Genomic DNA, 14,437 nt, shown 5'->3' with positions numbered 1-14,437 from the left:
GCAGCGTGAGACGTATTACCCGTCTTGTGCGTTGGAAGGTGAGGAAGGCAACAAGGCAAAGGCCAGCATGAGCGGCCCGTAGCGTGGCCTACCTCAGTAGCCGGCACCGTTTTTGGAACCGCAAAAGTAGGGCTTTTCACCTCGCCTTCCTCTTACCTATCACCCCTCAGCACGAACGACCGGAGCCGATGCTCAAAGACTTTCGGATTGGAATATTCCTGCTAGTACTGGCCATTACGGGTCTGCTCATTTCCTCAGCGACCCCGCGTGAGGAAGGCGCGCGGCCCATGTCCGTGGCCGAGCAAAATTGGGTCGACAGCGTATTCAATTCGCTTACTCCGGATCAGCGCCTCGGGCAGCTATTTATGGTGGCGGCCTACTCCAACAAGGACCGCAAGCACACGCAGTACACGGAGTTCCTGATCAAGAACTATAACATTGGCGGGCTGATGTTTCTGCAGGGTGGCCCGCGCCGGCAGGCCAACCTCACCAACCGGTACCAAGCCGCCGCCAAAGTGCCGCTGCTCGTGGCCATGGACGCCGAGTGGGGCCTGGATATGCGCCTGGATTCCTCCATGCACTTTGCCAAAGGCATGACCCTGGGCGCCATGGACGACGACCAGTACGTGTACCAGATGGGCCGCGAAATTGCCCTGAAGATGAAGACGTTAGGCGTGCACGTGAGCTTTTCGCCCGTTATCGACGTTAACTCCAACCCCGATAACCCAGTGATTGGCAACCGCTCCTTCGGCGAAAACAAGGAGCAGGTAGCCAAGCGCGGCGTGAGCTACATCCGGGGCCTGCAGGACCACGGGGTGCTGGCTGTGGTGAAGCATTTTCCCGGCCACGGCGACACCGACGTGGACTCCCACGTGGCCCTGCCCGTTATCAACTCCGACTTGGCCCGGCTGATGAACGTGGATCTGTACCCGTTCCAGAAGGCCATTGACCAGGGCGTGATGGGCGTGATGGTGGGGCACTTGTACATGCCGCTGTTCGACACAGTGCGTACCCTGTCGGCTACCATTTCCAAGAACCTGGTAACGGGCCTGCTCAAGGAGAAGATGAACTACCGGGGCCTCGTGTTCACGGATGCCTTGAACATGAAGAGCGTGTCGAGCCTGTATAAGCCCGGCGAGCTGGATGCCTTGGCGTTGGCCGCCGGCAACGACGTGCTGTTGTTTCCGGAGGACGTGCCCATGGCCGTGCAGAAAATCAAGGAAACGATTGAGGCCGGTAAAATTGACCAGGCCGATATTGACCTGCGGGTGCGCAAAATGCTCCGGGCCAAATACTGGGCGGGCCTGAACCGCTACCAGCCCATCGACGTGCCCAATCTGATGACCAACCTGAACCGGCCTTTGAGCCGCATGGTGCAGCAGCAGATTTACGAGCACGCCACCACGGTAGTGAAAAACGAGGACGACCTGCTCCCCTTCCACCGCTTGGACACCTTGCGCATTGCCTCGGTAACCATTGGCTCAGATGCGGCTACCTACAAGGAAATTATGGGCAAGTACCAGAACGGCCCGGTGTACGCCGTGCCTAACCGGTACGCCGTCGACTCGACCTTCGCCCGTATTGCCGGCAGCCTGACGCCCTACAACGTGGTAGTGGTCAGCCTACACAACATGAACAACACGCCCACCCACAACTACGGTATTGGGGAGGGCGCCCTGAAGTTCCTGAAGGAGCTACAGGCCAATAAGCGCATCAAGACGGTAGTGGTAGCCTTTGGCAACGCCTACGCCCTGAAGTTTTTGGAAGGCAGCCGCAACTTAGTGTGCGGCTACGAGGACAATTACGCTTCCCAGCTGGTGGTCCCGCAGGTGCTGTTTGGGGCGCTGCCAGCCAAAGGCCGCCTGCCCGTCACGGTGTCTGAGAACCTAAAAGCTGGTATGGGCCTGCCTACCCCCGACTTCCGTCGCCTGCGCTACGGCACGCCCGAGGAAGCCGGCCTCGACTCCCGCATCCTATCCCAGATTGACAATGTGGCCCTAGAAGCGGTAGCCTACGCCGCCGCGCCCGGCTGCCAAGTGCTGGTGGCCAAAGATGGCATGGTGGTGTTCGACAAAAGCTACGGCTACTGCACCTACGACAAGTCGCAGCCCGTCAATAGCAGCACGCTCTACGATTTGGCTTCTGTAACGAAGGTGGCAGGCACCCTGCAGGCCATTATGTACCTCAAGGATCAGGGTAAACTTAACCTCGACGAAAAGGTAGCCGGCTACCTGCCCGAGCTGAAAAGCACCAACAAGAAGGACATGACGATGCGGGACGTGCTCATGCACCAGGCTGGTCTCAAGCCGGGCATTCCTACCTGGGAACGGACCATCACCAAATCCGGGCCCAAGCCTACGTTCTACGCCAGCATTGAGTCGCCGCAGTTTTCGCAGGAAGTAACCCCGCAGCTCTACAGCATCTCTACTTCCGAGGATTCCGTGTGGGCGTGGGTACAGCGTTCCTCCCTCCTACCCAAGGTCAAGGGCAAGTACCCAGTGGAGTATTCTGACCTAAGCTTCATCATTCTGAAGCGGGTAGCGGAGAAAGTGCTCCAGCAGCCCATTGAGCAGTTCTTGCAGAAGAATTTCTACCAGCCCCTGGGCCTGGGCACCATGACCTACAATCCGCTGGCGAAATTTCCGAAGTCGTGCATCGCGCCCACGGAAAACGACACCTACTTCCGGCGCACCCTGCTGCAAGGCACCGTGCACGACCAGACGGCGGCCATGATTGGGGGTGTAGGCGGGCACGCTGGGCTGTTTTCCAACGCCAACGACCTGGCCATTCTCATGCAGATGAATCTGCAGAATGGCCGCTACGGCGGGCAGCGCTACTTCCAGACGCCTATTGTCACGGAGTTTGCCCGCAGCACGGAGGCCGGCAACCGCCGTGGTTTGGGGTGGGACAAGGGCGACCCAAGCAAGCCCGAAGGCCCCACCAGCAACCTCTCGCCGGCCAGCACGTTTGGGCACACTGGCTTCACGGGCACCTGCGTATGGATGGACCCCGAAAACAAAATCCTCTACATCTTTCTTTCTAACCGCGTGTACCCCGACGCTGGCAACAACAAGCTGCGGCAGTACAACATCCGAACCCGTATTCACGACGTGATTTACAAGTCGTTACAGAAAACATGATCTGTTGTCCGGCTTTTCTGCTCTCTTGATCCGCCCTGGCGGCAAGGCATCCGAACGGGGTGACTTGCCGCCGGTTTTTTTATAGCTGGTCCCAAAAACCGGTGGTTCGTAACCAAAATTTAACGCGGAGCTTCGCGGCGCCCGCAACGGTTCTGCTCAGGTAGTGTCCGTTGCATATCCCTTTGCTCCTCCATTGTTCTCCCCTCCTATCCGTACCGTAGTTGGTACGGCCTCAGCTGAAGCCACCCATGAACATCGGCATTGTTTGTTACCCTACTTTCGGCGGCTCGGGCGTCGTGGCAACTGAACTAGGCAAGGCGCTGGCTCTGAAGGGCCACCGGGTCCACTTTATCACGTACAGCCAGCCAGTTCGCCTCGACTTCTTCAACGAGAACCTGTTCTACCACGAGGTTTACATTCCGCCCTACCCCCTGTTTCAATTTCCACCGTATGAGCTGGCCCTGGCTAGCAAGATGGTGGACATTGTGCAGAACGAGAAGCTGGATGTGCTGCACGTGCACTACGCCATTCCGCACGCCTCGGCGGCCTACATGGCCAAGCAGATTCTCATCACGAAGGGCATTCGGGTGCCGGTTATTACTACCCTGCACGGCACCGATATAACCTTGGTGGGCAAGGATGCCAGCTACGAGCCAGTGGTAACGTTTAGCATCAACCAGTCGGATGGTGTGACAGCCGTTTCGGCCGATCTGCGGCGGGAAACCTACGAGTACTTCGCCATCGAGAAGGACATCGAGGTTATTCCGAACTTCATTAACCTGGACCGTTTTCAGAAGCAGAACAAAGGCCACTTCAAGGCTGCCATTGCTCCGGATGGCGAGAAGCTACTGGTGCATACCAGCAATTTTCGCTCCGTGAAGCGGGTGGAAGACGTGGTGCACATCTTCGATGGCGTGCGCAAGCAGATTCCGGCCAAGCTCCTGCTGGTAGGCGACGGGCCGGACCGTCCCCGCATCGAGAAAATCTGTCGCGACCTGGGCCTGCTCAGCAACGACGTGCGTTTCCTGGGCAAGCTGGAAGCCGTGGAGGAAGTCCTGAGCGTGGCCGATCTGTTCCTGATGCCTTCCGAGAAGGAAAGCTTCGGCCTGGCCGCCCTGGAAGCTATGTCGTGTGAGGTGCCGGTTATCAGCACCAACGCCGGCGGTATTCCTGAGCTGAACGAACACGGCGTCACGGGTATGGTCAGCAACATCGGCGACGTGGAGGACATGGTCAAAAATTCCCTCTACGTGCTCAGCGACGAAAACCTACCCCGCTTCAAAGCCGCCGCCCGCGCCCACGCCGAAACCTTCGCCGTAGAAAAGATTGTGCCCCTCTACGAAGCCTGCTACCAGCGCGCCATTGATGTTACCTTGGTAGCCACGGTGTAGCTATTAAACAAAATGTAAGGGATGATGTCATGCGAGGGTACCGGAGCCATCCTTCCTGACTAGCGCCCTACCCCTTCGAAACGTGACAAGCCCTTGACGCTCGCGCAGTCGTCAAGGGCTTGGCTGTTTATCAGGTCTGTCACATACGGAGGAAGGATGGCTTCGCGCTGCTCGCCATGACAATTCTCCCGCTCCTCAGTACTTCTAAAACATAGCCACCGCCTCGCGCTTTACGGCCAGCAAGGCCGCGGCGGTGGGGTCGAACTGATTGGTCATGAGGCCTTCCAGAATATGACGCGCTAGCTCTGGGCCGCGCGCTTCCTGGTGGTTGGGCAACGCCTGATAGTGGGTGCTGATCAAATTCACGACGGTTTCTTGAGCCTGCTTCACGGCGGCCCAGGTTTCGGGCTGCATGTAGAGCTGCTGGCTCAGGTTGTGCTCTACCTCGGCCCGCACTTCCTGCAGAAGCAGACGGTGATAGTCGGCGGCGGAGAGGCCGGCACTGCTCACGCGCACCAGCAGGTTGTTGGGTGTAATGCGCTCCAGCAGCATGGTAACGCGCTCCAACGCTTGCAGCCGCAGGGGTAAGGTAGTTTTGCTGGATTCCAGACGCATTTCAATTAGGCGGCGCTGCTGCTCTTTCTCCAGGAACTGCTGAAAGAGAAAATAAATGGCCCCAGCTACAATCAGAGCGGGCAGAATAATTTTGAGCAGGTCGAAAAAATATGCGGATGAATCCATGAAGAGCAGATTAAGCGGCAAAAAGGTTGGCGGAAAGAGCCAGCCGGATGGCAGGCATACCAGGGCACGAATGGATACGCAACTACGTGGCCTTGCGCTACTCTGGCTGGCAAATATAGGGCGTGAACCGCGGGGGCCCAGCCGTTGTTATACTGCCAAACGACGCTACGGCTCGGTGTAGTACGGCAGTTGCCTCGCGGGCAGCATGCTACTACTACCGCTGACTTCGTATCTTTGTCGCCTTACTTTCCTAACGACGAACACACTATGGCAACGGCCGTCTCCACGAAACTTGCTCCCATCAGCCTCACTCCGCGTGCACTGGAAGAGGTTCGGAATATTCTGATTGAGAAAAACGTGCCCGCCGAGTACGGCCTGCGCGTCGGGGTTCAGGGCGGAGGCTGCTCCGGCATGAGCTACCTGCTCGGCTTCGACAAAGCCAAGGATCAGGACGAAACCTTCGACTTGGACGGCGTTCTGCTCATCATGGATAAAAAGCACGCCATGTATGTGCTGGGCATGGAGGTCGATTTCCAGGATGGCCTCAACGCCCGGGGCTTCGTTTTCAACAACCCTCAGGCTAAGAGCACCTGCGGCTGCGGCTCTTCCTTCTCTTCCTAACCGTGTAGCGTATACGGACTTCTGTTTGCGAAGGCCGCAGTTACCGAAAAACAAAAGCCCTGACTTAATGGTCGGGGCTTTTTGTTTTTCGGGGGTTGCTGGTAGTGCCTTAGGCGCGGGCGGGGCTCAGTAGCTCCATCACGGCGGCCGGATTCTCCACCTCGATAATTAGCTCGTTGTACTCATCGTGTTCCAGCTCGATGATGAGGGCATTTTCAGCGTGGTGCACATCCCAGAAGATGCGTTTGCCATCCTGCAGGAAAGTACCTGCCGCAATAAGGCCGGGAACGTGGGTGCCGGGCATCCGAAACCCCTTCCACCATCCTTTCAGAATCTCGGGGTCTTGCCGGATATTCTTGATGTGGCTGAGCGGAATTTGCAGCTGACTTTTGAAAGCCCACAGCTTGTGCAAGCCCTTGACATTGAACAAAACGGTGTTGCCTTCCTTCGTTACTTCAACCATGATACTTTTTTGTATTACTAGGATGGAGGATATTGGCGGTAAGTTAGCATTTCGGCCGAACCAGACGCGGAGCCAATAGCCCGTAAGCGGCCACCACTCCCGCCCGACATGACGAGCTTCCACCCTACCCCTTTCCCATGCGTTACCTTGTTCTTCTAGGCTTACTGCTGCCGGCTGCCGGCGCCCAGGCGCAGGCGTTTACTCCCGCTGAAATTGCCCGTTGGCAGCAGCAGGCCAAGCAGGTGACCATCACCCGCGACACTTGGGGCGTGCCGCACGTACAGGGCAAAACCGACGCCGACGCCGTATTCGGGCTGCTGTATGCCCAGTGCGAGGACGACTTTCCGCGGGTAGAAACCAACTACCTCGATGCCATTGGGCGGCTGGCCGAAGTGGAGGGCGAATCGGCTATTTACCACGACTTGCGGGCCCGCCTGTTCATGGACAGCACCCAGGCCATCAGTCTCTACAAAAAGAGCCCGGCTTGGATGAAGCAGTTGCTCAACGCCTTTGCCGACGGCACCAACTACTACCTCTACTCGCATCCAGCTGTTAAGCCCCGGCTACTGCGCCGCTTCCAGCCCTGGATGCCACTGATGTTCAGTGAGGGCAGCATTGGGGGCAACATCAGCGTGGTACCCCTGGAGCGCCTCAAGAATTTTTACGCCAACCGCAAGTCTACCTCTTGGCAGCGGCCCGACTTTGAAAAGGCAGAGCGGGAGCCGGTGGGCTCTAATGGCTTTGCGGTGGCGCCAGCTAAAAGCGCCAGCGGCCACGCCCTGCTGCTGATTAATCCGCACACGTCGTTCTACTTCCGCCCCGAGGTGCAGGTAACCAGCCAAGCTGGCCTGAACGCCTATGGTGCCGTGACTTGGGGTCAGTTTTTTGTGTACCAGGGCTTTAACGAACACTGTGGCTGGATGCACACCTCCAGCCAGGCTGATTCCATGGATGAATACCTGGAAACCATTGAGCTGAAGGACGGCAAGCCCCACTACCGCTACGGCGCCAAGCTGCGGCCCGTGCAAGTGGCTACCATTTCCATTCCCTACCTGCATGAGGGCAAGATTCAGCGCAAGCAGTTTACTACCTACCGCACTCACCACGGCCCCGTAGTGGGCCAGCAGGCGGAAAATAAGTGGGTGACGGTGCGCATGATGGACACCCCGCTGCAGGCGCTGGAGCAGTCGTTCCTGCGCACAAAGGCCACCGACTACGCCAGCTTCCAGAAGACACTTAAGCTCAACGGCAACGCTTCCAACAATACCGTATTTGCGGACAGCAAGGGCACCATTGCCTATTGGCACGGCAACTTCATGCCCAAGCGCGACCCGCAGTTCGACTGGAGCCAGCCAGTGGACGGCAGCAACCCACGAACCGAGTGGCAAGGCCTGCACAAGGCCGCCGAGCTGGTGCAGGTGATAAACCCGGCCAGCGGCTGGATTCAGAATTGTAACTCCACGCCTTTCACCGTTTCGGGCCCGAGCAGTCCGGCCAAGGAAAAGTATCCGGCCTACATGGCTCCTGATGCGGAAAACTACCGTGGAATTAACGCCGTGCGCGTGCTCAGCCGCAAATCAGTTTTTACGTTGGACACGCTGATTGCCGCCGCCAAGGATCCGTATCTGGCCGGTTTTGAGGAGTTGATTCCGGCGCTAGCCAAGGACTTTCAATTCGTGGTGGACAGCCCAAACCCGCCGGAGGGCGAGGTAGTGGAAGCTATGAAGGTGCTGCAAGCCTGGGACAAGCGCTACGCGAAAGCCTCCGTTGGGCAGACGCTGGCCACGTACTGGGGCGAGAAAATACTGCGCTTGGCCCGCCCCCGGGTGCCCGCTAACCAGACGCTGGACTACATCAGCCTGACCAAATTCGCCATTGCCAACACCACTCCGCAGGAAAAGGTAGCGGCCCTACAAGAAACCATTGAGGAGCTAACCCGCGACTTTGGCACCTGGCAGAAGCCCTGGGGCGAGGTGAACCGTTTCCAGCGCCTCACCGGCAACATTCAGGAAACCTACGATGACCAGAAGCCCAGCCTGCCCGTCGCCTTTACCTCTTCGGCCTGGGGCTCCCTGGCCGCCTTCGGCTCCCGCGCCTACCCCGGCACCAAAAAGCGCTACGGCAGCGTCGGGAACAGCTTTATTGCGGTAGTCGAGTTTGGCCCCCGGGTTAAAGCCCGGTCCGTACTGGCCGGCGGTAATAGCAACCAGCCCGCCTCTGCTCACTTCACTGACCAAGCCGGCTTGTATGTCGAAGAAAACTTCAAAGACGTATTCTTTTACCCCGAGGACATCAAACAACACACCGAGCGCACGTACTCGCCAGGGCAGTAACCCTCTCTACTGCAGCAGAAAGCCCCAGCTACGTAGCTGGGGCTTTTTGCTGTAGTAGAGAGGGTTTTCTACTTGAAGTATCTGGCATACTGGGCGGGCATGGCATCCAGTGGCTTGATCATAATGTCCTTATAAAACACCTCGGCGGCCTCGCTTTGCAGCTGAATTTTGCCGTGGGTAAGGGGCTGGCGCTGCCCATTCACGACAGCGGCGGAGTTGTTTAGGGCCAGCACTACGTGGCCGTTCACGATGTGCACACTTTGGCCGTTCACGCTAATAAGCTCCAACTCATTCCACTGTCCGTTCGGCACTTCGTAGTTACCAGATGCCTGGCAAAACCCCGGCCCGCCTCGGCCCATGGTTACGGGAGCGGCGGCAGGGTTGTAGCGTAGGGTATCCTTGGTTGGGTTGTAAGCGGCGTTGATTTCGGCGGTGGAGTTGGCAATACACCAGAAGTCGCCCATGGCGTTGCCCCGCTGCCCCTCCGATACCTGAAACTCCTGGCTCAGCATCCAGCTGCGCCAATAGTCCACGCCGCACTCGCCCTGACTGTTGTAGAGGATGCCGCTGTCCAGGGGCTCATCTAGCCGGGGCACCCACTTTTTCGTGCCCCATTTCACCTTCAGCTTCAGGTCGTAATTGCGAAAATCCTGCTTGGTGAACACGCACCCGTAGATTTCGCCGCTGATGCGCAGTACTGGTTTGCCCTCCTGCATCAGCACCGAGAAAACGTTTGCCTCGTTCTTGTTGTAGCCAATGGGCGGCAGCGGTTGGCCCTGGGCATCGGTGGGCGGCTGCCCTTTGTAGCCGAGCTGATGACGGTAGCTCTGATAAATCTGCCACTTACTCAACTCCTTATCAAGGAGGGGCTCCCAACCCCTAGGAGCAACCGACGATGAGGTAGCCGTGAACAGCAGGGTTGCTCCGCACACAAGGGCAGGTAGTTTTCTCATTGCTTGAACTGGATAGTTGGTTGGGTAGCGGCTCCCAATCTAGTCATTTCAAGCAATGATTTTACGGCGGCCAGCGCCGGCCCTACTTCCCTACGGGCTTGATACTCACTGCTGCCCCGCCCCCGCAGCTAGCTACAGCTTCACGGTGTACGAGCGGGCTTGCTTGCTTGGGATGAAGCTCAGGCCGCCTTCTTGCTACCTTATTTCTTCAAGACCACATACCCGTAAGCGGGCAGCGAAATCTGGGTGCCCAGCGTGAGGGAACCTCCTTGCAGGGCATTGGTCCAGGTAGTGTTGGCTAGTGCGGCAGGCAGCACGTACTGCTTGGCGCTGTTGCGCACATTTACCAGCACTAGGGCCTGCTCAGTACCGGCCGTTTTGGTGAAGGCGCATACGTCCGCCGTGCTGTAGGCCGTGGGCATGCCCCGCCGCAGGGCCGCACTGCCGGCGCGGGCGGCCAGTAGCTGCTTGTAGGCTTTGGTCACATCAGGTTGGCTACCCCAGTTCACTTTCACGGAGGTGAATGGAAAAGGAATGGCCGTGGTCATGCCTACTTCCTGGCCGTTGTAGATCATAGGCACTCCTTTGTAGCAGGAGGCAATAACGAATGCCGACATGGCTCCGGCTTTGCCGCCAAACAACGCCACGGGGTGCCGTCGGAGCCGTTTACATCGTGGTTAGTGATGTAGCGCACTACCTGCTGGGTACCCGTAGCTCCCGCATATTCGCTGGTATTAAGCTCATCGAAGGTAGTGGCGGCAGCGTTCCGGCGATATACATCCCAGAAGCCGCCGTAGAAATTGAAGCCGAAGGTATAATCGAAGCCCGCCGAGAAGTTGGCGTTCCGGTTGCCTTCGGCCAGCAGCAGCAGCTTATGAGACTTCACGTTGCGCAGCGTATCCACGGCTTGCTTCCAAAAGTCAAGAGGCGGCGCATCGGCATAGTCGAAGCGGAAACCATCGACGTTGGCCGTGTACACCCACGATTTCATGGCCGCAATCATGGCTAGGCGCATGGGGGCGCTGGCAAAATTGAGCTGGGCTACGTCGGTATAATTGGTGTTGGGCGGGCTCTGGATGACGCCGGCGGCATTGCGCAGATACCACTCCGGGTGCTGCGTAACCCAGGCATTATCCCAGCTGGTATGATTTGCCACCCAATCCAACAGCACACTCAGGCCCCGACTGTGGGCGGCGTCAACCAGCGTCCGCAGGTCGGTGAGCGTACCAAACTCGGGGCTCACGGCGGTGTAGTCCTTTACGGCGTAGGGCGAGTTCACGCTTCGTACGTCCCCAATCGGATAAATGGGCATCAGATACACCACGTTTGCGCCCAATGCCTTGATGGAATCCAGGCGGGCTGTTACGCCCGCGAAGTTGCCGTTTTGACTAAACGCGCGCATGTTCACCTGGTATAGCATGGCATCCTCGCGGTTAGGCACGCCCGTAAAAGGAGTCCCGTATTGTGGGGGCGTAGTGGCTACGGGCGGGGTAACGGGCACTGGCGCATCCGGCGTATCGGATTTGCAGCTAGTCAGCAGGCCAGTAGTAAGGAATACAGCCAGGCTGCGTTTGAAAGCTGTTTTCAAAAAAGACATTACGTGATAATTACACTGGGTACAAAGGGGTAGCAGCAATATACCGAACTGGTTTCCGCCGCTGGACACTGCTGCTTTCTCAGCGTTCAAGGGGTTGCTTAAGTTTAAGCTATTTCCCTACCGGCTTGATACTTACGGCCGCCCCGCCCCGGCGGCTAGCTGCAGCTTGAGCGTGGTTTTGCTCGTGACTCTCTGCTTGCGGATTTGGTAGGCCATGGGATTCTTGTCCCAGGAGGCACCTGTAGCGTCGGCATAAATGGTGGCTTCGTACCGGGTGCCTGGGGTAAGAAAGTCCAGCTTCACGGTTTGGGTGCGAGCCTGCTCGTCGGTGATGGAGCCTAAATACCACTCCTCCTTGCCCTTGGCTTTGCGGGCCGTGGTGAGGTAGTCGCCGGGCTCGGCCAGCAGAATGCGGGTGTCATCCCAATCCACGGCTACGTCTTTGATGAACTGGAAGGCGTCGAGGTGTTGCTCGTAGGCTTCGGGCAGATCGGCGGCCATTTGCACGGGGCTGTAGAGCGTTACGTAGAGGGCCAGCTGCTTAGCCAGGGTGGTGTGCACTTGCTTGCCCTGGTTGCGCTGCGGGTTCCAGCCTTCCAGCTTGATTTGGAAGATACCGGGGTGTAGTCCATGGGGCCGCCCATGAGGCGGGTGAAGGGCAGAATGGTTTCGTGTTCGGGAGGGTTGCCCGTGCTCCAGGCGTTAAACTCGTTGCCCCGGGCTGCTTCGGAGGCCAGCCAGTTCGGGTAGGTGCGGTGCAGACCCGTCGGGCGTACCGACTCGTGCATGTCCACCATGATCTGGTTTTCGCCGGTTTTCTGGGCGGTGCGGTTGTAGTGGTTGACCATCCACTGGCCGTCGTGATGCTCTCCGCGCGGGATGATGCGGCCCACATAGCCGGTTTTTACGGCCTCGTAGCCGTACTGCTTCATGAAGCGGTAAGCGGCATCCTGCCGACGCTCATAATTAGTGACGGAGGAGCTGGTTTCGTGGTGCATCATCAGCTTCACGCCCTTGCTGGCGGCGTACTGCTGCAATTCCGGCACGCTGAAATCGGGGTAGGGCGTTACAAAGTCGAATACCTCCTCCTTCCAGTTGCCGGCCCAGTCCTCCCAGCCCACGTTCCAGCCCTCCACGAGCACGCTCTGCAGGCCATGCTTGGCGGCAAAGTCGATGTAGCGCTTTACGTTCTGGGTGTTAGCGCCGTGGTGGCCGTTGGGCTTGAGGCGGCTCCAGTCGGTGCCAGCCAACTTGATATTGCTGGTATCGGCGTAGTTCCAGCTGGCTTTGTTGACGTGCATCTCCCACCACACGCCCACGAATTTCTGGGGCTTAATCCAGGTGGTGGTGGCGAAGGCAGTGGGCTCGTTCAGGTTCAGAATCAGCTTGCTGGCCAGTACCTCGGTCGCCTTGTCACTTACTACAATGGTGCGCCAGGGCGTATGCTCCGGCGCTTGCAGGTAGGCGGCTGCGCCGGTAACCGAGGGCACTAGGTGGCTGCGCAGCCCAAAGGTTTGGGTGTCCACGTCCAGCATCATAGCCGGGTAGTTGACTAGGGCCGCCTCGTGCAGGTTCACGTACAGCCCATCATCAGACTTGAGCATGAGCGGGGTTTGCACGCGCTTCGGGTCCGACTTCAACTGAATGGCCTCGATGGGGGCGCTGTTGACCTGGCTGAGGCGGGACGTGGTATAGGTGTACTCGTTGGAGTCGTAGTCGCCAGGAATCCAGAAGGTCTTGTGGTCGGCGGGTAGGTTAAACTCGGTCAGCTCCTGTTGCACCACAAAGTAGCTCAGGCCCGGTTGCTGCGGAAACTCGTAGCGGAACCCTACCCCATCGTCGTAGAGGCGAAAGCGCACTACTACGCGGCGGCCATTGCTGGCGGGCTGTTGCAGGGTCACGGCCAGCTCTTTGTAGCGGTTCCGGATGTGCTTGACCTCGCCCCATACCGGCTGCCAGGTATCATCGTGCTGGCTGGAATCAACCCGCGCAATGGTCAGGCCTTTGTCCAGAGCTGGCTGCCCCTGCAAGAGCATTCCGAGGCGGCTGGGCTTGAGCACGGGTTTCGCCCCGAACCGTACCTGGTAAGTTGGCTCGCCGCTAGGGCTGAGTTGGAAGTTGAGCGTAAGCTTGTTTGTGGGCGAATGAACGGTTTGGGCCTGGGCAGCAGCACCCATGAAGCCCGCAAGCAGCAGGAAGGAAAGTCGTTTCATAAACCGGCAAGAATGAACGGGAAAGATACGCCGCCCTTCTCCACGTCTGCTAGGCCGGTGTTGCCCGCTACTGGTCTTGTATTGGCCAACGGCTACGCGCTTATTTCGGCTTCTTATACAAGGTTTCGAATGCTTTGTATACTGCCCGGTGCAGAATGGTCGCGTGGGTTTCTTCCGGAAAGGGCACGTACGCAACGCGGCCAGCTCTGGCCGGTGCGGCCCGCAGAAGGGCAATCATAGCCTCCGTGGCCTTCTTCATCTCAGGTCCTTCGTTGCCGAGGGCCACAAACACGTTGGCCGGGGTAGTAGGGGCGGCTTGCTTCAGCAAGGCAGGGGCCTGGGTTACCAGTGATTCATTGTCCCACCACAGGCTGGGGCTAGCAATGATGTAGGTGTTAAACAGTGCCGGCTTTTTTAGCAGCACTTCCGTGGCCAACAAGCCGCCCAACGACTGGCCGATAAGGGTTTTCTGGCCGTTGGTGCGGTAGGTTCGCTCCACATACGGTTGTAGGTCCTGCTCGATAAAGCGCATAAAAGCCGCCGATTTGCCCGTGGTCGGGAAGTCTTGCAAGTCTTTTTTGTTGCGGGTTGGGAAGGTGAAGTCTCGTCTTCTGTCGACCGTGCCAATGCCTACTACAATGGACTTGGGTAGCACATCAATCCAGGGAAACGTGAGGTACTGCACCAGGCCCACGATGTGGATGAAGTCTTCGTCGGCGGACCCATCTAGCAGGTAAATCACGGGGTACGTGACTTTCGGATCATTGGCGTAACCCTCTGGCAGATAAATATTCAGCACGCGCTCCTCCTGCAGCTGAGTCGACTTAATACGGTCAGTGTGACCGAGCACGAACGGCTCCTTTTGGGGCGGCTGACTTTGGGCGTAAGCTGCCGGGGCGAGCAGCAGGAGCAGCCAGCCATAGCGCAGGGCTACGTTGCATAGGTGGAGTAAAGCCATGGCGCTAAGCTAGTACGGTTGGAACGA

12 protein-coding genes are annotated in these 14,437 nt (G+C 58.2%); 4 read left to right on the top strand and 8 right to left on the bottom strand.

The genetic code is table 11. The annotated features are described in order from the left end of the window. Positions 1 to 188 precede the first annotated feature (188 nt). Positions 189 to 3,140 carry a glycoside hydrolase family 3 N-terminal domain-containing protein gene (locus MUN84_RS16695; protein WP_244695155.1) on the top strand — a complete coding sequence of 984 codons (2,952 nt, stop codon included), beginning with the start codon at positions 189 to 191 and terminating at the stop codon, positions 3,138 to 3,140. A 248-nt stretch (positions 3,141 to 3,388) separates the two neighbouring features. Then, a complete protein-coding gene (bshA, locus tag MUN84_RS16690) occupies positions 3,389 to 4,531 on the top strand; it encodes an N-acetyl-alpha-D-glucosaminyl L-malate synthase BshA (RefSeq protein WP_244695154.1) in 1,143 nt (380 codons plus the stop codon). 204 nt (positions 4,532 to 4,735) lie between these two features. Here the strand turns inward: bshA and MUN84_RS16685 are convergent, their stop codons facing one another. Beyond that, on the bottom strand, positions 4,736 to 5,272 hold the full coding sequence (locus tag MUN84_RS16685) for a hypothetical protein (RefSeq protein ID WP_244695153.1): 537 nt from the start codon (positions 5,270 to 5,272) through the stop codon (positions 4,736 to 4,738). 267 nt (positions 5,273 to 5,539) lie between these two features. On the opposite strand from MUN84_RS16685, the gene MUN84_RS16680 reads away from it, so the two are divergent. Then, positions 5,540 to 5,893 carry a HesB/IscA family protein gene (locus tag MUN84_RS16680; protein WP_244695152.1) on the top strand — a complete coding sequence of 118 codons (354 nt, stop codon included), beginning with the start codon at positions 5,540 to 5,542 and terminating at the stop codon, positions 5,891 to 5,893. A 109-nt stretch (positions 5,894 to 6,002) separates the two neighbouring features. On the opposite strand, the gene MUN84_RS16675 is transcribed toward MUN84_RS16680, so the two are convergent. Next, positions 6,003 to 6,356, bottom strand: a complete 354-nt coding sequence (locus MUN84_RS16675) for a hypothetical protein (protein ID WP_244695151.1) — start codon at positions 6,354 to 6,356, stop codon at positions 6,003 to 6,005. A gap of 137 nt (positions 6,357 to 6,493) precedes the next feature. Between MUN84_RS16675 and MUN84_RS16670 the strand changes: the two genes are divergently transcribed. After that, positions 6,494 to 8,689: a penicillin acylase family protein gene (locus MUN84_RS16670; protein ID WP_244695150.1), complete on the top strand. Its 2,196-nt coding sequence runs from the start codon at positions 6,494 to 6,496 to the stop codon at positions 8,687 to 8,689. A 68-nt stretch (positions 8,690 to 8,757) separates the two neighbouring features. Here the strand turns inward: MUN84_RS16670 and MUN84_RS16665 are convergent, their stop codons facing one another. From MUN84_RS16665 to MUN84_RS16645, 6 genes are all read right to left on the bottom strand, one after another. Next, on the bottom strand, positions 8,758 to 9,642 hold the full coding sequence (locus MUN84_RS16665) for a DUF1080 domain-containing protein (RefSeq protein ID WP_244695149.1): 885 nt from the start codon (positions 9,640 to 9,642) through the stop codon (positions 8,758 to 8,760). A gap of 200 nt (positions 9,643 to 9,842) precedes the next feature. Then, positions 9,843 to 10,217: a hypothetical protein gene (locus MUN84_RS16660; RefSeq protein WP_244695148.1), complete on the bottom strand. Its 375-nt coding sequence runs from the start codon at positions 10,215 to 10,217 to the stop codon at positions 9,843 to 9,845. Continuing rightward, positions 10,214 to 11,239 (bottom strand): alpha-amylase family glycosyl hydrolase, encoded by a 1,026-nt coding sequence (locus tag MUN84_RS16655; protein ID WP_244695147.1) that lies wholly within the window; start codon positions 11,237 to 11,239, stop codon positions 10,214 to 10,216. Before MUN84_RS16655 ends, MUN84_RS16660 begins: the two co-directional genes overlap by 4 nt. 132 nt (positions 11,240 to 11,371) lie before the next feature. Next, entirely contained in the window at positions 11,372 to 11,839 is a 468-nt protein-coding gene (locus tag MUN84_RS24075) for a glycoside hydrolase family 97 C-terminal domain-containing protein (RefSeq protein WP_410780107.1), read from the bottom strand. Further along, complete coding sequence (locus MUN84_RS16650) at positions 11,761 to 13,452, bottom strand: glycoside hydrolase family 97 catalytic domain-containing protein (RefSeq protein ID WP_410780055.1); 1,692 nt, start codon at positions 13,450 to 13,452, stop codon at positions 11,761 to 11,763. Before MUN84_RS16650 ends, MUN84_RS24075 begins: the two co-directional genes overlap by 79 nt. Before the next feature lie 100 nt (positions 13,453 to 13,552). Next, complete coding sequence (locus MUN84_RS16645; protein ID WP_244695146.1) at positions 13,553 to 14,410, bottom strand: alpha/beta hydrolase; 858 nt, start codon at positions 14,408 to 14,410, stop codon at positions 13,553 to 13,555. Between the last annotated feature and the right edge of the window lie 27 nt (positions 14,411 to 14,437).

Source organism: Hymenobacter sp. 5516J-16 (assembly GCF_022919335.1).
Lineage (GTDB): Bacteria > Bacteroidota > Bacteroidia > Cytophagales > Hymenobacteraceae > Hymenobacter > Hymenobacter sublimis.
The sequence above is the reverse complement of the archived record's forward strand: the minus strand, read 5'-3'. Positions and strand labels throughout refer to the sequence as shown.

What these genes read in the sequence shown, in the direction of transcription:
- MUN84_RS16695 (WP_244695155.1), top strand. Translation starts at nt 189, where the DNA reads ATGCTCAAAGACTTTCGGATTGGAATATTCCTGCTAGTACTGGCCATT.
- bshA (WP_244695154.1), top strand. Translation starts at nt 3,389, where the DNA reads ATGAACATCGGCATTGTTTGTTACCCTACTTTCGGCGGCTCGGGCGTC.
- MUN84_RS16685 (WP_244695153.1), bottom strand. Translation starts at nt 5,272, where the DNA reads ATGGATTCATCCGCATATTTTTTCGACCTGCTCAAAATTATTCTGCCC.
- MUN84_RS16680 (WP_244695152.1), top strand. Translation starts at nt 5,540, where the DNA reads ATGGCAACGGCCGTCTCCACGAAACTTGCTCCCATCAGCCTCACTCCG.
- MUN84_RS16675 (WP_244695151.1), bottom strand. Translation starts at nt 6,356, where the DNA reads ATGGTTGAAGTAACGAAGGAAGGCAACACCGTTTTGTTCAATGTCAAG.
- MUN84_RS16670 (WP_244695150.1), top strand. Translation starts at nt 6,494, where the DNA reads ATGCGTTACCTTGTTCTTCTAGGCTTACTGCTGCCGGCTGCCGGCGCC.
- MUN84_RS16665 (WP_244695149.1), bottom strand. Translation starts at nt 9,642, where the DNA reads ATGAGAAAACTACCTGCCCTTGTGTGCGGAGCAACCCTGCTGTTCACG.
- MUN84_RS16660 (WP_244695148.1), bottom strand. Translation starts at nt 10,217, where the DNA reads ATGATCTACAACGGCCAGGAAGTAGGCATGACCACGGCCATTCCTTTT.
- MUN84_RS16655 (WP_244695147.1), bottom strand. Translation starts at nt 11,239, where the DNA reads ATGTCTTTTTTGAAAACAGCTTTCAAACGCAGCCTGGCTGTATTCCTT.
- MUN84_RS16650 (WP_410780055.1), bottom strand. Translation starts at nt 13,452, where the DNA reads ATGAAACGACTTTCCTTCCTGCTGCTTGCGGGCTTCATGGGTGCTGCT.
- MUN84_RS16645 (WP_244695146.1), bottom strand. Translation starts at nt 14,410, where the DNA reads ATGGCTTTACTCCACCTATGCAACGTAGCCCTGCGCTATGGCTGGCTG.